Raw genomic sequence first — 22,547 nt, 5'->3', positions numbered from 1 at the left:
CAATCCGGTCCGGCGTTTTCCGCTGGACGCTGCCACGCCACCCGGTCCAATGTTTTCGAACGCATGTTAGATAAATGGACGGAACCCCAATGGACGCGGTGGACCAGGAAACCTTCGAACAGATTCGCGATGCGGTCAGGCGCTTCACCCAGGAACGCCTGATCCCGGCCGAGCGCGAGGTCGAGGAGACGGACACCGTGCCCGACGCCATCGTGGCCGAAATGAAGGAACTGGGCCTGTTCGGCCTGTCGGTGCCGCAGGACTACGGCGGCATGGGCCTGACCCTGTCCCAGGAATTCGAGGTCATTGCCGAGGTCGGCCAGGCCGCGCTGGCCTTCCGGTCGGTCTTCGGCACCAATGTCGGCATCGGCAGCCAGGGCATCGTCATCGACGGGACCGAGGCGCAGAAGGCGGAATGGCTGCCCGGACTGGCTTCGGGAGAGGTGGTTGCGTCTTTCGCCCTGACCGAACCGGATGCGGGTTCGGATGCGGGCGGCCTGCGGACCAGGGCTGTCCGCGACGGAGATGACTTCGTCATCAACGGGTCCAAGCGGTACATCACCAATGCCAACCGGGCGACGATCCTGTCGCTGATGGCGCGGACGGATCCGGACGCGAAGGGGCCGCGCGGGATTTCCGCCTTCATCGTGCCGACCGAGACGCCCGGCATCACTATCGGCAAGCACGACCACAAGATGGGCCAGCGCGGCACCCGCACCTGCGACATCACCTTCGAAGACGTGCGCATCCCCGCCGCCAACATGATCGGCGGCGAGGCCATGCTGAACCAGGGCTTCAAGACTGCGATGAAGGTGCTGGACCGTGGCCGGATCCACATGGCGGCCCTGGGCGTGGGCCAGTCCCGGCGGCTGATCAACGAGGCGGTGGGCTATGCCCTGGAACGCAAGCAGTTCGGTCAACCGATTGCCGACTTCCAGTTGATGCAGGCGCTTCTGGCGGACAGCCAGGCGGAACTCTATGCCTCGGAATGCCTGTCCCGCGACGCGGCGGCCAGGTTCGACGCCGGTCAGCGCATCACGCTGGAGGCGGCCTGTGCCAAGATGACCGCGACTGAAACGGCGGGCAAGATCGCCGACCGCGCGGTGCAGATCTTCGGCGGCGCCGGCTACATGACCGAATACCCGGTGGAACGGATCTATCGCGACGTGCGGCTGATGCGGATCTACGAAGGCACGACCCAGATCCAGCAGCTGATCATCGCGCGCAACATGCTGGACCGGCACCGGAACGGCACGCGGCTGTAAGGTATCCCGGCGCCGGGCCGATTATGGCCCGGCCCCGTCACCCCGTCCGTCGGAGGAACGCGATTGCCTGTCCGTACAGGGAAGACCGGAAACGGGGCGGCGGCCGGAAAGGTGGAGACCTGAAAGATGGGCGCAGGCAAGACCGTGACGGGGAAAACGGTCGCTTCCCCGGCGCGCGATCCCGACCGCAAGGTCAAGTCCGACGTCACCCGCCAGAAGGTGCTGACGGCGGCGGCGCGCCTGTTTTCCGAACGGGGTTTTGCCGGGGCCACGATGCGCGACATCGCGGCGGCGGCCGACATGCGGGCGGGCTCGCTCTATTACCACTTCCCATCCAAGACCGACCTGATCGAGGTCGTGCTGGATCACGGCGTGCTTCACGTCTCGACGGCGGTAGAGCAGGCCATGGCTGCGCTTCCGCCGTCGACGTCCTGCCGGGCGCGGATCCGGGTGGCGATCGCGGCGCACCTTGACAGTATCTTGCAGAACGGCGCTTTCGCGTCGCTGTCGCGCCACCTTCAGGCGCAGGTCCCGGACGAGATCCGCCGCCGCCATGTCGAACGCCGCGACGCCTATTCCGCCTTCTGGCTGGACCTGCTGCAGGCGGCCGTCGATGCCGGAGAGATCCGCGCGGATCTGGACATCCGCCTGACCCGGACCTTCCTGCTGGGCGCGCTGAACGCGGCGCTGGACTGGTATCGCCCGGACGGCAAGCCGGTCGAGACCCTGGCCGAGGAGTTCACGGCCATCTTGGGCGAGGGGATGTTCGTGCCGGTTCCGCCAGCCCGCTGACCCGACTGCCGCCCTGAAACGCAAAAGCGGCTGTTCGGTTGGCCCGTCATCGCCCCGCGCCACCGGTCCCTGCGCCGGTCCCTGCACGGGGCCGGGCGCCTCAGCCCACCAGCCAGAGCACCAGCCCCAGTCCGGTGACCGACACGAAGATCCAGGCGCCGAGGCCCAGCATCAGCGGCCGCAGCCCCCGCCGCGCCAGCGCCCGGATGTCGGTCCCCAGCCCCATCGCGGCCAGCGCCACTGTCATCAGCGCGGTGGACCCGGTACCCAGCGTCGCGACCGCAACTTCGGGCAGGGGAAGCAGGCTGTTCACGACCATCAGCCCCGCGAACATCAGCACGTAAGGGGGTACGCCGATCTTCACCGGGCCGGTTTCGGCCTGCGTCGACGTCTCGCTTCGCCGTCGCAGGATCAGCGCGAACAGCACCGCGACCAGAAGAGACACACGCAACAGCTTTGCCACCGTGCCGGCGTGGCCCGCCGCCTCGCCCGCCTGAAAGGCGGTGGCGGTGACCTGACCCACCTCGTGGATCGTGGCCCCGGCCCAAAGCCCGAAGGGCAGGGGCTGCAGCCCCAGCGCCCCGCCGATGAAGGGGTAGAGCAGCATCGACAGGGTCCCGAACAGGGTGACTGTGGCCAGCCCATAGGCCACGTCCTCCTCGTCCGCGCGGGCCAGGGGAGCGGCGGCCATGATGGCCGAGGCGCCACAGACCGATGTTCCGGCCGCGATGACCTCGGTCACCGGGCGGGGCAGGCCCAGCAGGCGCCCCATACCCAGCACCGCGCCGAAAGTCAGGGCCATCGTTCCCACCGTCACGCCGATGGCGGTCGGACCAAGGTCCAGCACCTCGCCCAGCGTGATCCGCACCCCCAGAAGGACGATCCCTGCCCGCAGAAGCCCTTTCAGCGCCAGCGCCATTCCCGGCCGGAACAGTGCCGGTGGGCGCCAAAGGTTGCCGATGGCCATGCCGACGAGGATTGCGCCCACCATTGGGCTGACCGCCGCCAGCCCCGTGACCTGCCGCAGGACCAGAGCAAGCCCCGCCACGCCTGCGCAGAGTGCCAGCCCGGGCGCCAGATCGGCCAGCAGGGACGGCAGCCGGGCGGGCGAGGCATCGGTCAGAACGCGGGAGGGGGCAGAGTGGGGCATGGGAGGGGAACCTATCCTGAACCCCTGCTGCATAGGTCGGTCGATCAAACAGGAATATCGAATAATATTTGTCGTTCTGATCTGGTTTGTCTATCGATTGACCATGACGCTCGACCAGCTTCGCATCTTTCTGACCGTCGCCCGGCTTCAGCACGTGACGGGTGCCGCGCGGCTTCTGAACCGCACCCAGTCCGCGGTCAGCGCGGCCATCGCGGCGCTGGAGCGGCGCCATGACGTCGTGCTTTTCAACCGTATCGGGCGCGAGATCGAACTGACCGAGGATGGCCGCCGCTTTGTCCCCGCCGCCCGGGCCGTGGTGGAGGAGGCGGACCGGGCCGAGGCGCTTCTGGCCGATTTCGCCGGCACGCCCGCGGGCCCGCTTCGGATCGTGGCCAGCCAGACCGTCGCGACCTACTGGCTGCCGGCCCGGATCCTGGCCTTCCGGCAGGCCCATCCCGCGGTCGATCCCGAACTGGTCACCCTGAACACCGCCAGCGCTGTGGACCGCGTCGTCGGGGGTCAGGCCGAGGTCGGCGTGATCGAAGGCGTGGTGGACGGCATGATCGGGGCGCAGGTGCTCGACAGCCATGTCGTGGGCGGCGACCGGCTGGCGGTGATTGTCGCACCGTCGCATCCCTGGGCCGACGGGCATCCGCTGACGGCCGCGGACCTTGCCCGCGCGCAATGGGTGATGCGCGAACCGGGCTCTGGCACCCGTGCTGCGTTCGAGGTTGCGCTGGCCGGACATGGCGCCGATCCGGCGATGCTCAAGGACGCCTTGATTCTGCCCTCGAACGAGGCCTGCCTGGCCGCGCTGGCCCCGGGGCGGGCGGCGACGGTCGTGTCGATCCTGTCGGCCGACGCCCATATCGCCAGCGGTCGTTTATGCGTGGCGGGTTTCCCTCTGCCCGACCGCAGCTTCAGCGCCATCGCCCATGCCGGCCGCCATCCCAGTCGGGCCGCGCGGGCCTTCCTGGAGGCCCTGGGCGCCGCTTCGTAAGGGCGCAACAGGTCCCAGCACGACTGCCCCCTTGAATGATCGACTGCGCACCGGCCTGTGGCCGGACGCGATCTCGACTGCCGGCGGGGGTGGCCTGGACCGTCTTCGTGCTCGTGGCCGATTGTTTCTTGGTGGCGGTGACGGCCCACCGGCCGCATTTTGCGCGATGGGGGCGGCAAAATCCATGTGCTGCGCCCCTAGCACCGGCGGGGCCACGTTCTTCGACGGCATATGCGACGGGACAGGTCAAAGTGGCGATGCTCAAAATCGATCCGAGAATAAAGTGCGGAAGGGTATCGTGTGGGGCGTAAGCCAATTTCGAACTTGCCAAGGCAAGGTAGTCCTGCATTCGGCAAGTGGCGCTTTCTTGTTCTGGAATCAGTCTTATGTTGAATGAATGCGGGATCGCTCCTGATCGCGCTTGCCGTCTTGACCCTCAGGTGAGTTTGCGCCGAAAATCTGACCTCTTGTAACCTAGTCTGCGCCCAGGTCCGGCAAGCCGGGCACGGCGCCTTGAGTTACGTGGTCTTCAGGCGGACCTGCCACCGTCCGGACGGGCCGCAAGACTCTTGGCCCCGGCCGCAACATCGTCGGTCGGAACATGGCGGCGTCCTGTCGGTTCAGGCCGATCTGGCGTGCCGCGCGGCGGGATCCGAACCCGGTCGAAGGCGGCCACCCCGTGTTCATGACGCCGAAGCGCGGCCACGGGATCTGGATGGGTCGGCCGACGGCAGGAATGGCTGTCTCAATCAGCTGCAAGACCGGGGCGCGGTCGACCCATGTTCAACGCGTCAGATGACATCCTTCCGGCAGGAATGGACACGTCCCGCCGCCTCTTCGTCGGCGGACAACAGGCAGAACGCCTCAGCTCTCCTCGACCACGCCCTGCTTGGCCAGGGTCTCGTGGTCGACCATGCTGCGCATGTACATGACGTTGCCCATGAACTCGACGCCCGTGGCCATCGAATCGAGGATCACGCTCACCGTCTCCTCGACTCCCACGGCATTGCCGTCCAGCGGGATTTCATCGGGCAGCTCGATCACGCCCAGCGTCGTCATGGTCTTGTGCGCCTGCCTCAGGTGCGAACAGGACCAGTCCATGGTCATGGTCAGCGGGCACTTGATGTAGAGGTTCGGCTTGGTGTGCCACAGCTTCAGCCCGTTCTCGTCGTTCAGGGCAAAGCTCATGTTCACTTCGGCGTTCAGACGGAATTCCTTCTGGAAGATCTCGCGCGCCAGCTCCTCGCAGGCGGTGATCAGGGTATTCAGATCGGTCGCCTGAATGGTCTTGCGCACCTCGTCCGGGTCGCCCTTGCCTTCATAGCGCACCACGATTTCATGTGCCCCGCCGGGCAACTTGTCTACGGTGGTGCTGAGGATGTTCAGGGTATAATTCGCGACATTCATCGAAGCCTCGCTCCCCGGTTTGGTCCGGTGCCTTCCCTGCTACAGTAGTGCGTACGGCGGCGACAGGCAAACCGGCATCTACGTCATTTGGCACAGACTGGCCGTTGAAGGTGGCTTTGCGCCCGGATGCCTGCAAAGGCGGCGGGTCCAGTCAGTCCAGCCGTGCAGCGGCGCCTGCAATGGCCCGGGTAAAGGCGTCCTTGGTCACGGCAATGTCATCGTCGGTATGGGCGGCCGACAGGTACATCAGCCCGCGAGAGATCGCCTGGACCCCGTTCACCAGCAGATCGCCTGTGAAAGCCATCGTTGCGTCACGGTCGATCCGGGGCAGATCCGACAGGCCGGTCAGTTCCCGCAGGCCCATGAAGATCTGAAGCGCCGATCCCGTCCGCGCGACCGACAGGGGCAGGTCGGCAGCATCGGCCGTCGCCCGGATATGGGCCGCAAGATCCGCCGCCTGGGTGTCCATCCCCGGATAGATCGTGGTGGCATTGTCCCGCAGGTGCGCGATGCAGGCGCAGGCGGCGCCGACGCTGACCGGGTTGCCGTTGAAGGTGCCCCGATGAAGAAGACGGCCCGAAGAGACGGGCTCCATCGCGGCCTGCGTACCCGCGACGGCGCTGATCGGAAAGCCTGCGCCCATGGCCTTGCCGATGACGGTCAGGTCCGGGGTCACACCGGCCAGCCGCTGCGCACCGCCAAGGTCCAGACGATAGCCGGTGATGACCTCGTCGAAGATCAGGACGATGCCCAGTTTTCGGGTCAGGTCGCGGACGCCCTGCAGGAAGCCTTCGGGCGGCATGAAACAGCCGCCGTTCACGGCGACGGGCTCCAGGATGACGGCGGCGAAATCGGTGGTCAGCTCCGCCTCCAGCGCGGCCAGATCGCCCCAGTCCATCGGCACGACCGACGCGGCCGCGCCCGGGTCCTGCCCGATGGCATCCGCCCCGTCGTTCCCGGGCGTGCCCGCGACCTGGATATTGTCGAACCAGCCGTGATAATTGCCGCGGAACTTCACGACCTTCGTCCGTCCCGTCGAGGCGCGCGCGATGCGCAGCGCCAGCTGGATCGCCTCGGACCCCGAGGACACGAAGGCGCTGAGCTCTGCCGAAGGCAGCGTATCGGCGATCAACTCGCCCAGCTCGGCTTCTCCCTTGTGGACCGTCGCGGTGCGCAGGCCGCGGTCCAGTTCGGCCCGGACGCGGGCCAGGACCGGCGCAGGCGTGTGGCCCAGGATCAGCGGGCCATAGCCCAGGGCGTAGTCCACGAAGCGACTGCCCGAGATATCCCAGACATGAGCGCCTTCGGCCCGGTCAACCACCACGGGGGCGGGCAATTGCCGGCCGCGGGGGGTGGAGGAGACGCCGAATGCCACGGATTTCAAGGCCCGCGCGCGATAGTCCAGCGCGGGGGCGACGAAGGGGGCTTGGGTGGTCGTCATCGGGTCAACCTTCAACTGGGTATGCTTCATCGGGCGGGTCCGTCGGGCGCGAAGGCCAGCGCATTGGCGATGCGCCAGCGAATTGTCAGGGTCTGGCCGATCTCGGGGTGCAGCTCTGCCTCGGCATGGGCGAAGGTCGCGGTGACCTGGCCCAGGCCCGCGATTTCCAGCACGATGCGCAGGTGGTCGCCGTGATAGATCTTGTCGGCGACCGTGGCCTCGAAACTGTCGAACCCGTCCGCCGGAAGCCCGCCCAGCGAGATCTGTTCCGGCCGGACCAGCACCTGCGCCCCCTGCCCAATGGCCAGATCGTCGACCGCAGTGCCGTGCAGGTCGCGTCCCGCGGCCGTCCGCAGGGTGATCACGTCGCCGTCACGGGCGGTGACGGTGCCTTCGACCGCGTTGTTTTCGCCCATGAACTTGGCCACGAAGGCGTTCCGGGGGCGGTCGTAAACCTCGGACGGGGCGTCGATGTGCTGGATTTCCCCGTCGTTGAAGATGGCGACGCGGTCCGACATGGTCAGCGCCTCGGACTGGTCGTGCGTGACGTAAAGCATCGTCAGGCCCAGCTTTTCGTGCAGTGCGCGGATTTCCAGCTGCATGTGCTCCCGCAGCTGCTTGTCGAGCGCTCCCAGCGGTTCGTCCATCAGCACCATCTTTGGCTCGAACACCAACGCGCGGGCCAGCGCGACGCGCTGCTGCTGGCCGCCCGACAGCTGGGTCGGATGGCGGTCGGCGATCCGGTGCAGCTGCACCATGTCCAGCGCCCGGGTCACGCGTTCCGCCTGTTCGGATTTCGGGAAACGGTGCATCCGCAGGGGGAAGGCCACGTTTTCCGCCACCGTCATGTGGGGGAACAGCGCATAGTTCTGGAACACCATTCCGAAGTTGCGCTTGTAAGTCGGCATGTCGTTGATGACCTGGCCGTCGAACAGGATCTTTCCTGCGGTCGGCTTTTCGAACCCTGCCAGCATCATCAGTGTGGTGGTCTTGCCCGACCCCGACGGGCCCAGCAGGGTCAGGAACTCGCCTTCCCGGATCGACAGGTTCAGGTCCCGCACGACCTGCACGGTGCCATCATAGCTCTTCCGTACCCCTTCGAAGCGGACGAACTGTTCCTTGGGCGGGTTTTCAGAGGACATCGGTCGGTTCCTATTCCCCGGCGGCGCGCTGCTTCAGGCGCTCGCCCCGGGTTCTTGCGTATTCGGTGATCAGAAGAAGCACGACCGAGAAGCCGATCATGACGACCGCCGCGGCGGCGATGGTGGGCGACAGCATCTCGCGCAGGCCGGCGAACATCTGGCGCGGCAGGGTGAACTGTTCGGGGCCTGTCAGGAAGATGGCGATCACCAGCTCGTCGAAGGATGTGGCGAAGGCAAAGACCGCGCCCGCGACGATTCCGGGCATGATCATGGGCATCACGACCTCGATGAAGGCCCGAACCGGGTTCGCGCCCAGCGACAGGGCCGCGCGCATCAGGGTCATGTCGAAGGTCTGGACGGCGGCCAGCACGGTGATGACGACGTAAGGTGCCGCGATGATCGTGTGGGCGATGACAAGGCCGGTCAGCGAATTGGTCAGGCCCACGACGGAAAAGGCCACGTACATGGACGATGCGGTGACGATCACCGGCACGACCATGGGCAGGGAGAGCACGGCCATCACCACCTTCTTGCCGCGAAAGTCGGACAGGTAGAGGCCGAAGGCCGCCAGCGTTCCCAGCACGGTGGCCACCACCATGGTCGCCAGTCCCACGATGACGCTGTGCTTTGTCGCCAACAGCCAGCGTTCGTTCAGGAAGAAGTCCTGGAACCAGCGCAGCGACCAGCCGGGGGTGGGAAGCGTCAGGACCTCTCCGGACGAAAAGGACAGCGGAAAGATCACCAGGATGGGCGAGACCAGGAAGATCAGGACCAGGACGGCAAAGATCCGGACGGCGCGCATCATGACCTTGCCCCCTGCTTGCCGCCCATGCCGGGCATCAGCTTGCCCGCGACGGCGACCAGCACGCCGGTCATGACCAGCAGAAGCAGCGACAGCGCGGCCGCCATCCCCAGGTTGATCGTCGTGTTGGTGAAATAGGCGATGTAGTAGCTGACCATTTGGTCGCGCAGCCCGCCCACCAGCGCCGGCGTGACGTAAAAGCCCACGGACAGCATGAAGACCATCAGCGCCCCGGCGGCGACGCCGGGCATGGTCATCGGCAGGTAGACCAGCAGGAACTGCTGCCAGGGCCGTGCGCCCAGCGAGGCGGCGGCACGCACGTAATCCGCCCGGATCCGCTTCATCACCGACAGAAGCGGCAGGATGAAGAACGGCAGCAGCACATGGACCATGGCGATATAGACCGCAGGCCGGGTGAAGATGATCGCCTGCGGTTCGCCGATCAGGCCCGCGAACTGCAGGGCCGCGTTGATCGGGCCTTCGCGTTGCAGGATGATGAACCAGGCGGTCGACCGTACCAGGATGGAAATCCAGAACGGCACCAGCACGCACAGCAGCGCCAGGCTTTCCATCCGGCCCTTCAGCGTCGAAAGCACATAGGCGGTGGGATAGCCCAGCAGCACGGCGATCACTGTAACCCAGATCGAGATGGCGAAGGTCCGGATGAACAGGTCGACGAAGATCGCCTGTTCCGGTTCCACCTTCACGATGGTCCCGTCGGGCTCCATCCGCAGATCCAGCGACCGCAGCACGTAGCTGGCGGTATAGGGGTTGGAATGGGTTTTCAGCATCTGCCAGGTCTCGATCCGGCCCCATTCGGGATCGACTTCGGCCAGGGCCTGCGCATAGGGGCGTTCCAGCCCGGGCGCCGCGCGGCGGGCCTTGAAGAACAGGGACCGCATCCCCGATTCCTCGAAATTCAGGCGGCGGGTCATCTGGCCGAATGCACGGTTGCCCATCGCGTCCTGCAGGTCGGCCACGAAGGCGTCGGGCACCGCGTCGGGCAGAGGTGCTGCGCCGTCCCACTGGCCCAGGGCCACCGTGGTGCGGGGAAGGGCTGCCGAAACCTCCGGATTGTCGAAGGCCTTCAGCGCGGTCGATGCAATGGGAAGGACGAAGCCGGCGAGGATCAGCACCAACAGCGGGGCGATCAGGGCCAGGCCTGCCTTGGAATTCCGGGTCATGCGGCGTCCATGATTGGGTACGAAGGGCGCTTGTCCGGCGTCGTCCGGGGTGCGGGGCAACCCATGGGGCCGCCCCGCAACAGGGATGCGATTACTGCGCTGCCCACGAGGCGAAACGCGCGTTCAGGTCGTCGCCGTGTTCGATCCAGAACTCGGTGTCGATGAACAGGCCTTCATCAGAGTGGTTCAGCACAGCGCCGGAGTTCTTTTCGGCCATCTCGGGATCCGCGATGAACTCCTTCACGGCGGGAGAGATGGCCCAGACCGCAGCCTGGTTCTTCAGTTGGTCCATGTCGGTGATGAAGTCGATCATCTTCATCGCCTCGCCTTCGTATTCCGACCCGGCGATCACGGTCCAGTAGTCGATGGAATAAAGCAGCGTGTCCCAGTGCAGGCTGTAGGGCAGGCCCTCGGTATTGGCCGCCTTCAGCACCCGGCCGGTATAGGCCAGCGCATAGTCGACTTCGCCCGACCCCACGAATTGCAGGGGCTGCGCGCCAGAGGTCCACCAGACGATGTCGTCCTTGATCTCGTCCAGCTTGGCGAAGGCGCGGTCGACGCCTTCGGGCGTGGACAGCACGTCATAGACTTCGGCCGCTGGAACGCCATCGGCCATGATCGCGGCTTCCAGCGTCATCTTGGGGCCCGACCGCAGCGACCGCTTGCCCGGGAACTTCTCGGTGTCCCAGAAGTCCGCGAAGGTTTGCGGACCGTCCGGGTGCTTGTCGTTGTTGTAGAACATCGCCGCACCCCAGCCGGTGCCGCCCACGCCGCAGGTCGCGATGGCCGAGGGAATGAATTTCGACTTCTCGATCACGTCATAGTCGATCTGCGCCAGAACGCCGTCCTCGCAGGCACGCACCATTTCCGGCGCCTCGATCATGACGATGTCGTAGGTGACGTTCCCGCTGTCGACCATGGCATAGATCTTGGCCATCTCGCCGTTGTAGACGTCGTCGCTGACCGGCGTGCCGGTGGCCTTTTCGTAGGCCTCGAACAGGTGCTCGCGCGCCGAATCCTGATAGCCGCCGCCGAAGCCCACGATCGTCAGATCGCGTGCCTGGCCGGCCGTCGCAAGGCCCAGGGCCAGCGGAAGCGCCAGCAGGGTGGGTGTCGTGAAACCGCGAATCGCCATGTCGAGCGTCTCTCCTTGTTGTGGCCGCCCGGGGCAGGCCTGCTGTTGTAATTCTTCCCGTCCCTGCTTCGAACCATCAAGCCCGGAAGCTCCGGAGCGGCACGGCTGCGCAAAGATCGTATAGTAGTATGTTTAATACATTTGAAGCCGATGCAAGATTTATCAGGCCTCCGCGGTGCAACATATCGGTGGGGCGGAATGCAAAACGGCAGAACTGCCCGGAAATTGGGCAGTCCTTCGGGGCGTACAAGCCCGACGTGTGCGGTGAGGGGGCGTTCGGGGGGACTCAGGTCCGCCAGTAGAAGAAGTCGGCCGGCGCGCGGCCCAGCAATTGGCGCGCCAGGTCTTCGCCCATCTCGGCGGCATTGCTCAGGCAGGTCTCGCCCTCGGTCGCCAGAACCTCGGTCCCGTCGGGGCGCAGGATCTCGCCCCGCAGGTGCAGACGGTCGCCCCGAATCTGGGCATAGCCCGCGATGGGGGTCTGGCAGGACCCTTCCAGCGTGGCCAGGAAGCTGCGTTCTGCGGCCATCTGGCGTTCGGTTTCCGGGTGGTGCAGCGTCTCGATCAATGTGGCGGCATAGTCGTCGTTGCTGCGACGCTGGACCGCAAGCGCCCCCTGCCCCACGGCAGGTGTCATCACGTCCAGAGGAATCGGGTTCCGGCTCAGCGACTGCATGCCCAGCCGGTTCAGCCCCGCCATCGCCAGCAAAGTGGCCGAGGCGACACCGTCTTCCAGTTTCTGCAGCCGCGTCTGGATGCTGCCGCGGAAGTTCACCATCTGCAGGTCCGGCCGCAGATTCAGCATCTGCGCCCGGCGCCGAAGCGACGCACTGCCCACCACCGCACCTTGCGGCAGGTCGTCCAGGCTTTCGACTTCGGCCCCGATAAAGGCGTCACGCGGGTCTTCGCGCTTCATGAAGCATTCGGTGATCAGCCCGTCGGGCTCGGCCACCGCCATGTCCTTGACGCAATGGACCGCGATGTCGATCCGGTTGTCGAGAAGCGCCTCCTCGATTTCCTTGGTGAACAGGCCCTTGCCGCCGATTTCCTTCAGCAGTCGGTCCTGTACCCTGTCGGCGGTGGTCTTGATCGTCACGATCTCGAAGCCGTCGAGGGGAATTCCATGGGCGTGGGACAGCAGATGGCGCGTCTCATGCGCTTGCGCAACGGCAAGCGGCGACCCGCGGGTCCCGATTCTGAACGGTTTGCTGGCGTCAAGCTCTGGCATTCTGACCGCATACAATCATGGCCCGTGACGGGCAATGCCGTTTCAACAGTGCCGCCTTTGCGGGCGACTCACGAAACCGCGACAAATGTATCTTGTATGAGACATAAAACTATTGCAGACATTGAACACACCAAAGACGAGCAGGACGTGGAGATAGGCGTGACGAAAAAGGCCCAGGTAATCATCGTCGGTGCAGGCCCCGTAGGACTGTCCGCTGCGGTCTTTCTGGTGCGGAACGGCGTTTCCGTTCTGGTCTTGGAAAAACGCGATGCACTGGGAACGGCATCCAAGGCATCGACCTTCCATCCCCCGACGCTGGAGATGCTGGCCGAATTCGGCATCATCCAGCCGATGCTGGACCAGGGCCGGATTGCCGACCGGATCCAGTACCGTGCGACCGACGGCCGCGTGCTGGCGGAATTCGACCATGCCCTGCTGGGCGATGCCACCCCCTATCCGTTCCGGCTTCACCTGGAACAGCACGTCGTCAGCCGCCTGCTTCTGGAAGAACTGAAAAAATCCCCCCTGGCCACCCTGCGTTTCGGGGCCGAAGCGGTGACCGTCGGCAGCGACGACACCGCCGCCTGGGTCGACACATTCGACACAGCCCGGGGCGCCGAACGGTTCGAGGCCGACTATGTCATAGGCTCGGACGGGGCCCACAGCGCGGTGCGCGAGGGGCTGGGGATCGGCATGACCGGCACCGATTATCCCGGCAAAGTCCTGCGTCTGGTCGTGACCGACCGGATGGAAGAGTACCTGCCCGACCTAGGCCAAATCAGCTATGTCTTCGACACGGACGGATCGTCGCTCAGCTTCCTGCAGATGCCGGATTGCTGGCGGGTAATCATCCGGCTGGGCGCCGATTTCGACCCGGATCAGGTGGTGAAGCCGGAATGGTACATGCCGGTCGTCCACCGCTATGTCCCGGACGCGCCCGAACGGCTGACCCTGCGGACGCTGGACATCTATGGCGCACGGAAAATGCTGGCTGACAGCAATTGCGCGGGCCGCGTCTTTATCATCGGCGACGCGCTGCACCTGACCAATACCCGCGGCGGCATGAACATGAATTGCGGGATCCACGACGCCTATGAACTGGGCCATGGCATCCTTGCCGCGCTGACGGCCGGCGACCCTGCCCCGGCGCAGGCGGCCGCCCGGCATCGATGGCAGGTCGCAAAGGACGAATTGCTGCCCCGTACGGACCGCAATGTCACCGGCAGCGACAACTGGCTGGACCACGTGACCGCCACTGCGGCCGATCCCGCGACGGCGCGGCAAATGCTGCTGCGGACCACGATGCTCGACATGGCGCCGCCGCGGGACGGTGCGACGACAAAAGCGAAGGCAAGCGCATGACCCTGTCCGAAGACCTGCTGAACCCGACCGCCCGTGTCGGCGTTCTGGTGCCGCCCGCCAACCCGACGGTAGAGCTGGAGCTGCGGTTCCTGCTGTCCGAAACCATCGCCCTTCATGCCGCGCGCTTTCCGGTGATGCCCAACACGACGCTGGACGAACGCAACCAGGCTTACCTCGACCATTACGAACCCTGTCTTGGGGCCTTCGGTGCGATCAGGCTGGCCGCCACGATCGTCGGCCTGACCGGACCGTCCTATCGCCTGCTGCCCCAGGGCGACGTCGAACAATGCCGGCGCCTGACCGCCGCCAAGGGCGCCCCGGTCGCCACTGCCAGCCTTGCGATCCTGGACGCACTGTCCGCGCTGAAGGCAAAGCGGATCGCGCTGGTGTCCCCCTACCCCGAATGGCTGACGTCGAAAGCCGCCGCCTTCTGGGAGGCCGCGGGCTACAAGGTCGCGCAGGTCGTCACGATTTCGGAAGAATTCCGGGCCTATGAGCTGACCACGTCCGAGGTGGTTTCGGCCCTTTCGCGGGTCAATCCGGACATCGACGCCGTGGTGATGAGCGGTACGGGCATGCTGAGCGTCCCCGCCGGGCTGGAGGCGGCGAAGACGTCGGACCTGCCGTTCCTGTCGTCGAACCTGTGTTCGGCCTGGTGGCTGCAGCGGGAAACCGGGATCCCGGCCTCCGAAAATCTGACCCGCTGTGCGCCCCGGCTGGCCGCCTGCCTGGGTTGATGGACGCGGTTCTGCCGCTGGTCTATAGTCTTCACAACAAGACTTTAGACAGGCGGGGACATCGCATTGGCCGGGCAAGGCAAGGGCATCCAGAATGTCATCCCGCTTTATTTCCGCATCTTCCTGACCCTTGAACAGAAGATCCGCGCCGGGCACTGGCCCGTGGGCGTGGTGCTGCCAAGCGAACAGGAACTGGCCGCGGAATTCGGCGTATCGCGCGTGACCATCCGGAACACGATGGCACTGTTGGAAGCCGCGGACATGATCACGCGGCACCGCGGGCGGGGGACCTTTGTCAACCCGGACCTGCAGTTCGGGCCCGGCGACGACAATATCGCCGGCCTAAAGAAGAACACGCTGGAATTCCAGGAAACGACCGAGGTCGAACTGCACGAATTCGCCGAGGTGGACGTCCCTGCCGAGGCGAAGGAACAGGCCGCCCATCCGCTGGCGGACCGCGCCCTGCGCATCCGCCGCAGCCGCCGGCGGCCGGGACAGAAGCCGTTTTCGCATTCTGTCGCCTATGTCCTGCCGCCGGAATCGCTGACCCTGTCTGCGGGAACGCTGGGCAACCGGACGGTTCTGGCCGCGCTGGAGGAACAGGGCTTCGATTTCGCCCGTGCCGAACAGCGGGTCACGGCCATGGCCGCGCCGGACGACATCGCGGCCTATCTGCAGGTCGCGCCGGGAAGCCCCGTCACCAGCCTGCGCCGCTGGGTCTTCGACGCCCATGACCGGCTGGTCGAGTTCCTGCAGATCCACTACGATCCCGACATGTACGAATACCGGATGGGCCTGTCGAAGGATACGCAGCTGTCCAGCCCGCCAGAATGGGTGCCGCGGACCTAAAGGATGCGATCAATCGGGTGTCTCGCCAGGCCGCAGGCCGGGCAGCGGCCGATCTGCCCCCCTGGGGCGGCCGCTGCCCTTCCAGCTCCAACGTCAGATTCCCGGAATTCCGTCCACTTGGTCGAGTTTTTCAGCCGGTCCTTAGCGCCGGATGAACGGGTTCGGGATATCCACTGCGGTCGACAGCCACACGCTTTTCAGTTCCAGATACTCCATGATGCCGGTGATTCCGCCCTCGCGGCCGATGCCGGAATGGCCAAAGCCCCCGAAGGGCGAGGTGATCGAGGTCGAGCGATAGTTGTTCACCCAGACCGTCCCGGCCCGCACCCGTTCCGCCATTCGCACGCCCCGGCCCAGGTTCTGGGTCCAGACCCCCGCCGCCAGTCCGAAGATCGTGTCGTTGGCGATGCGGACGGCATCGTCCTCGTCGTCGAAGGGGATGATCGACAGGACGGGGCCAAAGACTTCCTCCTGCGCGATGCGCATGTCGTTGGTGACGTCGGTAAAGATCGTGGGCTCGTAGAACAGGCCGTTCGGATAGCCTTCGACGGACGCCCGGCAGCCGCCGCGCACCAGCTTTGCCCCTTCGCCCTTCGCGATCGCGACATATTCTTCGATCTTCGCCATCTGCGGCGCGGTCGAGATCGGGGCGATCTGGGTTCCCGGGTCGGACGGGTGACCGAAGGTCACATCGCCCAGGAAGTCGATCAGCCGCTGGACGAACTGGTCATGGATCGACCGCTGCAGCAGCAGGCGGGACCCGGCAACGCAGGTCTGGCCCGAAGCCGCGAAGATCCCGGCCACTGCACCCTTGATGGCCTGATCCAGATCCGCGTCGTCGAAGATGATGTTGGGCGACTTGCCCCCCAGTTCCAGCGTTACGCGCTTCATCGACCGTGCTGCGGCCTCGTTGATCTTCTGGCCAGCGACGGGCCCGCCGGTGAAGGCGATGCGCTCGACCTTCGGATGGCTGACCAGGGCATCCCCCATCTCGTGCCCATAGCCCGTGACGACGTTGATCACGCCTTTGGGGAACCCTGCCAGTTCGGCCAGCTTCACGAATTCCAGTGTCGAGGCCGAGGTGAACTCCGACGGTTTCAGCACCACCGTGTTGCCGGCCGCCAGCGCCGGGGCCAGCTTGAAAGACATTAGTGGCAGGGGCGAGTTCCACGGCATGATACAGGCGACGACGCCCAGCGGTTCATAGCGGGTGTAGTTGAAGACCCCGGGCTTGTCGGACGGGATCGTCGCCCCCTGAACCTTGTCCGCCAGGCCGCCATAGTAATAATAATAGTTCGGCAGGTATTTCATCTGGACGTTCAGTTCCGCCAGAAGCTTGCCATTGTCCTTCATTTCGACATGGGCCAGCCAGTCGCCGTTCTGGGCCACCAGATCCGCCAGCTTGCGCAGCAGCGCCCCCCGGGCCGAGGCCGACAGGCCCCGCCATTCCGGGTTGTGAAAAGCCCGGTGCGCGGCCATGACGGCGCGATCGACATCTTCGGGCTGGCCCCGGGGGATGGTCGCCCAGACCTCTCCCGTCACCGGATCGGTCGACTCGATCACGCCGCCACCGGCAGCGGGCACGATAGCGCCGTCGATGGACATGCCATAGACCATCCGTCCGTCCGCGACCGGCGTGGGCACGACCGGCGAGACAGGGGAAACATCGGCGGGGAACGGGGAATGAAGGGTCATGCGTGGCCTATAAATGTATCATCATTGCTACTTTACGGCATTTGCGGGAAAGCTGGCAAGCCACATGACTGCGCGCAAGCACAGGAACACCCTGCCCGTGGAGGATTGCCACAGGTTTCGGCACCAGCCGGACGAACGGTGCCGCGGCGTGGGCGTTCAGGTGACTTCCGGCCGCAAAGGCCCCCGCTCAGGGCGCGGGGGTTTCCAGCAGGCGCGCCTGCGCGCAGGCAGTCTGCCACAGGGCCTCGGCACGACCCGCGCCTGTGTGGATCCGGAACCTGTCCCCGGCCAGCCGGCAGATCATGACCTCGAACCCGTGCCACAGCCGCAGGACCGAGGCAGAGGGTTCGGACAGCGCGATTTCGGTGCCGGTGGCCAGCAGGGTCATGGCGGCAGGGCCCGTCACCTCGAACACGGCCAGTCCGCAGGTCACGTCGGAGACCGCCAGACCCAAATCCGCGCACCAGCCCGCCGTCATGGCGGGGCCGTCGATCACCAGGATGCGGTCCCGGCGCAGGGACAGGGCATGGGGCGGATCCCCTGCCTCTTCCGGCCAGCCGGCCGCGCGGGGCAGGTCGACCAGGGTCAGGGCGGCGGTGCGTTCACCGCTGACCAGCACCTGCCGTGCAGGCACCACGCGGCGAAGCGAGACGGCCTTGCCATTCAGCACCATCGCATCGGCGGGGCTCGGGGCGGGCCAGCGGTCGGCATCGTCACGCATTCATTCGCCCTCCCTCCGGGTCGATGGCACAGGCGGGCACGACCCGGGCCGTGCGCAGCTCTCCCATGTGCCAGACCGTCACCGCCTCGCCCATGCGCGTGTGCCCCCGGGCCAGCAGCGCCAGCGCAATGGGGCGCAGCAGGGTCGGGCTGTCATAGCTCGACGTCACATAGCCTTCGGACACAGGCCGGCCCGAGGCCGCGCCCCGCACCAGATGCGCGCCACGGGCCAGTTTCGGGGCATGATCCAGGACCTGCAGGCCCACCAGTTGCAGGCGGTCCGGGTCGCGCGCGACCTCCATCTGCAGCCCGTGGTCGCCGACATAGGGCTCCGTCTTGCGGTCGCGCGGCCCGGCAAAGCCCAGATCGTGGGGCATCGTGTCACCGGTCGTATCCTGGCCTATGATGACAAATCCCTTCTCGGCCCGCAGGATCGACAGTGCCTCCATCCCCAGCGGCCCCGACCCCATCGGTGCCCCGACGGCCAGCGCCGCGGACCACAGGATCCTGGCCCGGTCCAGCGGCACCGAGATCTCGAAGCTCAGCTCTCCGGTAAAGCTGACCCGTGAGACGCGCGCGGGCGCGCTGCGGAACCGGCCTTCTCGGATCGCCATGTGGGGGAAGGCACAGGCCCTCAGGTCGACGCCCACACCCAGGTCGCTGACGATGTCCCGCGCACGGGGTCCGGTGACGGTCACCGTTGCCCAGGCCTGCGTCGCGTCGTGAACATGGATCCGGTCCGGATCGTGGCCGTCCTGCCGCCACGCCTCCAGGTGCTGCATGACGCCCACGACATGGCTGGACGAACACGACACGACAAAATGGTCCGGACCCAGCCGCGCCAGCACACCGTCGTCATAGACCGCGCCCCGCTCCGTCAGCATGAAGCCGTACCGCACCCGTCCCGGCTCCAACGTGGCCATGGTGTTGTAATAGACGAAGTTCAGGAAGGCCCCGGCATCGGGGCCCATCACCTCGATCTTGCCCAGGGGCGAGGCATCCAGGATCCCGGCCACCTGCCGCGTGCGCAGGACCTCGCGTGCCACCGCCTCGTCCGCGCGGCCGGCATGTTCGGTGCGCGCATACCAGGCCGGCCGCAGCCAGCCGCCGTATTCGCCAAGCGCCGCGTCCAGCGCGCGGTGCTGCGGTTCCAGCACCAGCCGTTTCGGCGCATGGTTCAGGGCGCCCGTCCGGGTGCCGCCGTAAAGCTCCAGCGGGACGGGGACGTAGGGCGGGCGGAATTTCGTGGTGCCGACCTCCGGCACGGTCCGGCCCAGGTGCTGCGCCATCAGGGCCAGCCCGTTCACATTGGAATTACGCCCCTGGTCGGTGCCCATGCCCAGCGTGGTATAGCGCTTCAGATGCTCGACCGAGGTGAAATTTTCCCGCGCCGCCAGCGCGATGTCGTCGGTGGTGACATCGTTCTGGAGGTCGACCCAGGCCCGACCGCGCAGGGGGTTCGGCAGAAGGCCACTGGCCGGCCGGCCGCGCGGTGGCAGGGCTGCGCCCAATGCCGCCTGCCGGGCCTCCTCTCGAATCGCATCGTCGTCCGACGTGCCCCGCGCGGCGCCGATGACGGACAGGCCTTCCGGCCCCTCACCCGGCACGAACGACGCTTCAACCCAGTCCAGCTTGCCCCCGGCATGACACCAGAGGTTCACCAGAGGCGTCGACCCGGCCGCGGCCAGGATCGTATCGCAACCGTGCCGGCACCCGGCAACGCAAAGCCCGGTGACGGCCTTCCGGCCCTTCACCCGAAGACGCTCTGCCGCCGGATCGTGGATCGAAACACTGGCCCCTGCCGCTTCCAGCCGGGCCGCGACGGGTTCGGGCTGTGGATGCAGAAGGGCGATCCGGCTGCCTACCAGAACCGCCTGCCGCCCCAGCAGGTCCAGCGCGGCGAAGGGGGACATCACCCCGGGCCGGTCGTTGCCGTCGAAGACCAGCGGCCGGTCCACGGCCCCCGTGGCCAGCACGATGCGGTCCGCCCGCATCCGGCACAGCCGGGGCGCCTGCGCAAAGGGTGCCGCGGTGACGAGTGTCACCAACCTGTGGTCGTAGATCCCCGTCGCTGTCGTGGCGCACATCACCCGGCCACCTGCGGCGCGGATCGCCGCGATCTGGGCCGCGGCCCACTCTGCGCCCGTCAAACCGTCGACCGTACCGCCAAAGCCGTGCAGCGCGCCGCCGGCCACAGGATGGTCCTCGACCAGGACGACGTCCTGCCCGGCCTCGGCCGCGGCGCGGGCCGCCGTCAGGCCGGCCAGACCGCCCCCCACGACCAGAAGATCGCAACGGTCGTGACGGTTCAGCGCTGGTGTGCCCGGTTCCCCCGGTTCCACCCGGCCCATGCCGGCCATCCGGCGGATCGACGGTTCGAAAAGGTGCCAGTCGGGCCACATGAAAGCCTTGTAATAGAAGCCTGCCGGCAGGAAGCGGTGGAACAGGTCTAGCCCTGCCTTCAGATCCCGCCGAACCGAAGGCCAGGCGTTCACCGACCGCAGCTCCATCCCGTCTTCCAGCACCGTGGTGGCCCCATGGACATTGGGCCGCGTCACCCCGTCCAGCGCCACGTCGAACAGCGCATTCGGATCCTCGGCCCAGTTCGCCCAAAGCCCGCGGGGCCGATGATACTTGAAACTTCGCGCAACCACGCCCACGCCCGATGCGACAAGGGCCGAGGCCAGCGTGTCGCCGGCGAACCCCTGAATTTCCCGCCCGTCGAACCGGAACGACAGGGGCCGGCCCCTGTCGATCAGGCCGCCTTTGCCAAGACGCCGGCCGGTCATGACGGGTCCCTTCGCAGCGGCACTGTTTCGAGGACCTCCATCGTCACCGTGTCGCGGATCATGCGGAAATATTCCTGGCACGGCGTATGCACCCAGATCTCGTCCGTCCGCCCCCGCGGGTTCGTGCCGGTGAAAAGGTAGGCGGACCAGTCCGCGTCCGAAACCTCTGCCGCGGTGTCTGGCCGGGTCTTCCCGGACTCTCCGGCAAAGGAAAATTCGCGTTCGTCGCGAAGGCCGCAGAAGGGACAGGTAAAGCGTTGCATGGTCCGTTCCCTAATGCGCGATGCCGGCGGCCGCGCCTTCGTCGATCAGGCGTCCGGTGACGAAACGGTCCAGGTCGAAGGGCCGGCTGATGTCGTGATGCGCACCTTCGGCCAGGATATGGGCAAACAGGTAACCCCCCGCCGGGATCGCCTTGAACCCGCCCGTCCCCCAGCCGCAGTTCAGGAACAGCCCGGGCAGGCCGCTGGCACCAAGGATGGGAGAGCTGTCGGGCGTCACGTCGACGATGCCCGCCCAGTGCCGCAAGAGCTTCGTCCTGGCCAGGATCGGCGCAAAGTCCACCAGGCCGCCCAGCACCTCGTCATGCAGCGGCGTGTTGCCCCGCTGGCCATAGGACGGCACCCGGTCCAGCCCGCCACCGATCACCAGCCCGCCCCGGTCGGATTGCGAGAAATAAGCGCCATAGGCCGGCGAAAACGCCACCTGGTCGATGATCGGCTTCACCGGTTCGGTCACGAAGGCCTGGAGCGCATAGGACTGGATCGGCAAGGCGATCCCCGCCCTGGTCCCCAAGGCCGAGGAATGACCGGCAACCGCCATTCCCACGCGGCCTGCCCGGATCGTGCCGCGCGTGGTCTCGACCCCCTTGCAGGTGCCGCCTTCGACGACAAAGCCCGTGACCTCGCAATTCTGGATGATGTCGACGCCAAGCGAATCTGCCGCACGGGCATAGCCCCAGGCCACCGCATCGTGACGCGCCGTGCCAGCCCGGCCCTGCCAGATCGCGCCGTGGATCGGATAGCGCGCGTCAGGGGAGAAGTTCAGGATCGGCGCAAGCGCGCGCACCTGGGCCGTGCCCAGCAGGTCGGCGTCGGTGCCGTTCAGCCGGATCGCGTTGACGGTACGGGCGCCCATCTCCATCTCCGCCTCGGAATGGCAGGTCACCAGCATGCCCCGCTGCGAGAACATGATGTTGTAGTTCAGCTCGCGCGACAGCCCCTCGTACAGCTGTACCGACAGATCATAGAGCGCTGTGCTTTCGGGGAAGAAGTAGTTCGACCGGATCACGGTGGTGTTGCGCCCGGTATTGCCGCCACCCAGCCAGCCCTTTTCAACGACAGCGACGCGGAGCGGCCCGTGCCGCTTGGCCAGATAATAGGCCGTGGCCAGCCCGTGGCCGCCCCCGCCGACGATCACGATGTCGTATTCGGCCGCCGGATCGGGGGACCGCCATGCCTGCGTCCAGCCGCGCTGGCCACGAAGCCCTTCGCGAAACAATCTGAATGCAGAATAGGTCATGCTACGCGACATCCTCTTGCAGATCGCCCGGCACAGTTTTGTATCTTTTTCGTTTCAGTCGGATGACAAGGCTGTGCGCAGCCGCGGCCGCATCGTCGAAAACACCCAGATCGGCCCGAACGCGCCGGACGTGCGTGACACGTTTCCGGACCGCGCTGACCGCCCATGCTGCGGTGCCCGCGTCTGTCCGCAGCGGATGACACGGCAAAACCCGGACGATCCGTGCCGAGACACAGTCGAACACTCCATCGAAACCCATCACCGTCTTCCCCACAAAGAGTCCGCCCCACAGACCGCCCGGGGCGCCGGCTTTCAACTGGACTAAATT

The 22,547-nt window shown here is 66.3% G+C and carries 20 protein-coding genes; 7 read left to right on the top strand and 13 right to left on the bottom strand.

All coding sequences use genetic code 11. The features are described from left to right. The first annotated feature begins 74 nt into the window (after positions 1–74). Both FQK05_RS21020 and FQK05_RS21015 read left to right on the top strand, forming a co-directional pair. On the top strand, positions 75–1,265 hold the full coding sequence (locus FQK05_RS21020; protein WP_233270612.1) for an acyl-CoA dehydrogenase family protein: 1,191 nt from the start codon (positions 75–77) through the stop codon (positions 1,263–1,265). Between the two features lie 126 nt (positions 1,266–1,391). Continuing rightward, positions 1,392–2,057 carry a TetR/AcrR family transcriptional regulator gene (locus FQK05_RS21015; protein WP_158970597.1) on the top strand — a complete coding sequence of 222 codons (666 nt, stop codon included), beginning with the start codon at positions 1,392–1,394 and terminating at the stop codon, positions 2,055–2,057. Positions 2,058–2,157: 100 nt separating this feature from the next. On the opposite strand, the gene FQK05_RS21010 is transcribed toward FQK05_RS21015, so the two are convergent. Next, positions 2,158–3,207, bottom strand: coding sequence for a YeiH family protein (locus tag FQK05_RS21010; protein WP_158970595.1), 1,050 nt, complete (start codon positions 3,205–3,207; stop codon positions 2,158–2,160). A gap of 103 nt (positions 3,208–3,310) precedes the next feature. Here FQK05_RS21010 and FQK05_RS21005 point away from each other — a divergent pair, with 103 nt between their 5' ends. After that, complete coding sequence (locus FQK05_RS21005; RefSeq protein WP_158970593.1) at positions 3,311–4,207, top strand: LysR family transcriptional regulator; 897 nt, start codon at positions 3,311–3,313, stop codon at positions 4,205–4,207. Positions 4,208–5,071: 864 nt separating this feature from the next. Here the strand turns inward: FQK05_RS21005 and FQK05_RS21000 are convergent. The 7 genes from FQK05_RS21000 to hemC form a co-directional block, all read right to left on the bottom strand. After that, positions 5,072–5,614 (bottom strand): type 2 periplasmic-binding domain-containing protein, encoded by a 543-nt coding sequence (locus FQK05_RS21000; protein WP_158970584.1) that lies wholly within the window; start codon positions 5,612–5,614, stop codon positions 5,072–5,074. 151 nt (positions 5,615–5,765) lie between these two features. After that, positions 5,766–7,055: an aspartate aminotransferase family protein gene (locus FQK05_RS20995; RefSeq protein WP_158970582.1), complete on the bottom strand. Its 1,290-nt coding sequence runs from the start codon at positions 7,053–7,055 to the stop codon at positions 5,766–5,768. A 26-nt stretch (positions 7,056–7,081) separates the two neighbouring features. Then, positions 7,082–8,197, bottom strand: a complete 1,116-nt coding sequence (locus FQK05_RS20990; protein ID WP_158970580.1) for an ABC transporter ATP-binding protein — start codon at positions 8,195–8,197, stop codon at positions 7,082–7,084. Positions 8,198–8,207: 10 nt separating this feature from the next. Then, the gene (locus tag FQK05_RS20985) at positions 8,208–9,002 is read right to left on the bottom strand and encodes an ABC transporter permease (protein ID WP_158970578.1); all 795 of its coding nucleotides are present in this window, start codon (positions 9,000–9,002) and stop codon (positions 8,208–8,210) included. Next, positions 8,999–10,183 carry an ABC transporter permease gene (locus FQK05_RS20980; protein ID WP_158970576.1) on the bottom strand — a complete coding sequence of 395 codons (1,185 nt, stop codon included), beginning with the start codon at positions 10,181–10,183 and terminating at the stop codon, positions 8,999–9,001. Before FQK05_RS20980 ends, FQK05_RS20985 begins: the two co-directional genes overlap by 4 nt. Positions 10,184–10,274: 91 nt before the next feature. After that, positions 10,275–11,318: an ABC transporter substrate-binding protein gene (locus FQK05_RS20975; RefSeq protein WP_158970574.1), complete on the bottom strand. Its 1,044-nt coding sequence runs from the start codon at positions 11,316–11,318 to the stop codon at positions 10,275–10,277. Positions 11,319–11,604: 286 nt separating this feature from the next. After that, a complete protein-coding gene (gene hemC / locus FQK05_RS20970) occupies positions 11,605–12,546 on the bottom strand; it encodes a hydroxymethylbilane synthase (RefSeq protein WP_158970572.1) in 942 nt (313 codons plus the stop codon). A gap of 159 nt (positions 12,547–12,705) precedes the next feature. Between hemC and FQK05_RS20965 the strand changes: the two genes are divergently transcribed. The 3 genes from FQK05_RS20965 (at position 12,706) to FQK05_RS20955 (ending at position 15,494) form a co-directional block, all read left to right on the top strand. Next, complete coding sequence (locus tag FQK05_RS20965; protein WP_158970570.1) at positions 12,706–13,908, top strand: FAD-dependent oxidoreductase; 1,203 nt, start codon at positions 12,706–12,708, stop codon at positions 13,906–13,908. Then, positions 13,905–14,645: a maleate cis-trans isomerase family protein gene (locus FQK05_RS20960; protein ID WP_158970568.1), complete on the top strand. Its 741-nt coding sequence runs from the start codon at positions 13,905–13,907 to the stop codon at positions 14,643–14,645. Before FQK05_RS20965 ends, FQK05_RS20960 begins: the two co-directional genes overlap by 4 nt. A gap of 66 nt (positions 14,646–14,711) precedes the next feature. Then, complete coding sequence (locus FQK05_RS20955) at positions 14,712–15,494, top strand: GntR family transcriptional regulator (protein ID WP_158970566.1); 783 nt, start codon at positions 14,712–14,714, stop codon at positions 15,492–15,494. Positions 15,495–15,635: 141 nt separating this feature from the next. On the opposite strand, the gene FQK05_RS20950 is transcribed toward FQK05_RS20955, so the two are convergent. From FQK05_RS20950 to FQK05_RS20930, 5 genes are all read right to left on the bottom strand, one after another. Continuing rightward, positions 15,636–17,189 (bottom strand): aldehyde dehydrogenase, encoded by a 1,554-nt coding sequence (locus FQK05_RS20950; RefSeq protein WP_233270611.1) that lies wholly within the window; start codon positions 17,187–17,189, stop codon positions 15,636–15,638. A 187-nt stretch (positions 17,190–17,376) separates the two neighbouring features. Further along, positions 17,377–17,910 carry an aminomethyltransferase family protein gene (locus FQK05_RS20945; protein ID WP_158970564.1) on the bottom strand — a complete coding sequence of 178 codons (534 nt, stop codon included), beginning with the start codon at positions 17,908–17,910 and terminating at the stop codon, positions 17,377–17,379. Further along, complete coding sequence (locus tag FQK05_RS20940; RefSeq protein ID WP_158970562.1) at positions 17,903–20,698, bottom strand: 2Fe-2S iron-sulfur cluster-binding protein; 2,796 nt, start codon at positions 20,696–20,698, stop codon at positions 17,903–17,905. Before FQK05_RS20940 ends, FQK05_RS20945 begins: the two co-directional genes overlap by 8 nt. After that, positions 20,695–20,961, bottom strand: a complete 267-nt coding sequence (locus FQK05_RS20935) for a sarcosine oxidase subunit delta (RefSeq protein ID WP_158970560.1) — start codon at positions 20,959–20,961, stop codon at positions 20,695–20,697. Before FQK05_RS20935 ends, FQK05_RS20940 begins: the two co-directional genes overlap by 4 nt. Before the next feature lie 10 nt (positions 20,962–20,971). Further along, positions 20,972–22,219 (bottom strand): sarcosine oxidase subunit beta family protein, encoded by a 1,248-nt coding sequence (locus tag FQK05_RS20930; protein ID WP_158970558.1) that lies wholly within the window; start codon positions 22,217–22,219, stop codon positions 20,972–20,974. Between FQK05_RS20930 and FQK05_RS20925 the strand changes: the two genes are divergently transcribed. Next, positions 22,218–22,544, top strand: coding sequence for a hypothetical protein (locus tag FQK05_RS20925; RefSeq protein WP_158970556.1), 327 nt, complete (start codon positions 22,218–22,220; stop codon positions 22,542–22,544). The genes FQK05_RS20930 and FQK05_RS20925 overlap by 2 nt on opposite strands. Positions 22,545–22,547 lie beyond the last annotated feature (3 nt).

It is taken from the genome of Chachezhania sediminis (genome assembly GCF_009765275.1).
GTDB classification, from domain to species: domain Bacteria; phylum Pseudomonadota; class Alphaproteobacteria; order Rhodobacterales; family Rhodobacteraceae; genus Chachezhania; species Chachezhania sediminis.
Note: the sequence above shows the minus strand (reverse complement) of the source record. Positions and strands in the feature narration are given on the sequence as shown.

What these genes read in the sequence shown, in the direction of transcription:
- FQK05_RS20995 (WP_158970582.1), bottom strand. Translation starts at nt 7,055, where the DNA reads ATGACGACCACCCAAGCCCCCTTCGTCGCCCCCGCGCTGGACTATCGC.
- FQK05_RS20945 (WP_158970564.1), bottom strand. Translation starts at nt 17,910, where the DNA reads ATGCGTGACGATGCCGACCGCTGGCCCGCCCCGAGCCCCGCCGATGCG.
- FQK05_RS20985 (WP_158970578.1), bottom strand. Translation starts at nt 9,002, where the DNA reads ATGATGCGCGCCGTCCGGATCTTTGCCGTCCTGGTCCTGATCTTCCTG.
- FQK05_RS20940 (WP_158970562.1), bottom strand. Translation starts at nt 20,698, where the DNA reads ATGACCGGCCGGCGTCTTGGCAAAGGCGGCCTGATCGACAGGGGCCGG.
- FQK05_RS21000 (WP_158970584.1), bottom strand. Translation starts at nt 5,614, where the DNA reads ATGAATGTCGCGAATTATACCCTGAACATCCTCAGCACCACCGTAGAC.
- FQK05_RS20975 (WP_158970574.1), bottom strand. Translation starts at nt 11,318, where the DNA reads ATGGCGATTCGCGGTTTCACGACACCCACCCTGCTGGCGCTTCCGCTG.
- FQK05_RS20980 (WP_158970576.1), bottom strand. Translation starts at nt 10,183, where the DNA reads ATGACCCGGAATTCCAAGGCAGGCCTGGCCCTGATCGCCCCGCTGTTG.
- FQK05_RS20950 (WP_233270611.1), bottom strand. Translation starts at nt 17,189, where the DNA reads ATGACCCTTCATTCCCCGTTCCCCGCCGATGTTTCCCCTGTCTCGCCG.
- FQK05_RS20935 (WP_158970560.1), bottom strand. Translation starts at nt 20,961, where the DNA reads ATGCAACGCTTTACCTGTCCCTTCTGCGGCCTTCGCGACGAACGCGAA.
- hemC (WP_158970572.1), bottom strand. Translation starts at nt 12,546, where the DNA reads ATGCCAGAGCTTGACGCCAGCAAACCGTTCAGAATCGGGACCCGCGGG.
- FQK05_RS21005 (WP_158970593.1), top strand. Translation starts at nt 3,311, where the DNA reads ATGACGCTCGACCAGCTTCGCATCTTTCTGACCGTCGCCCGGCTTCAG.
- FQK05_RS21015 (WP_158970597.1), top strand. Translation starts at nt 1,392, where the DNA reads ATGGGCGCAGGCAAGACCGTGACGGGGAAAACGGTCGCTTCCCCGGCG.
- FQK05_RS20930 (WP_158970558.1), bottom strand. Translation starts at nt 22,219, where the DNA reads ATGACCTATTCTGCATTCAGATTGTTTCGCGAAGGGCTTCGTGGCCAG.
- FQK05_RS20990 (WP_158970580.1), bottom strand. Translation starts at nt 8,197, where the DNA reads ATGTCCTCTGAAAACCCGCCCAAGGAACAGTTCGTCCGCTTCGAAGGG.
- FQK05_RS21020 (WP_233270612.1), top strand. Translation starts at nt 75, where the DNA reads ATGGACGGAACCCCAATGGACGCGGTGGACCAGGAAACCTTCGAACAG.
- FQK05_RS20960 (WP_158970568.1), top strand. Translation starts at nt 13,905, where the DNA reads ATGACCCTGTCCGAAGACCTGCTGAACCCGACCGCCCGTGTCGGCGTT.
- FQK05_RS21010 (WP_158970595.1), bottom strand. Translation starts at nt 3,207, where the DNA reads ATGCCCCACTCTGCCCCCTCCCGCGTTCTGACCGATGCCTCGCCCGCC.
- FQK05_RS20925 (WP_158970556.1), top strand. Translation starts at nt 22,218, where the DNA reads ATGCTACGCGACATCCTCTTGCAGATCGCCCGGCACAGTTTTGTATCT.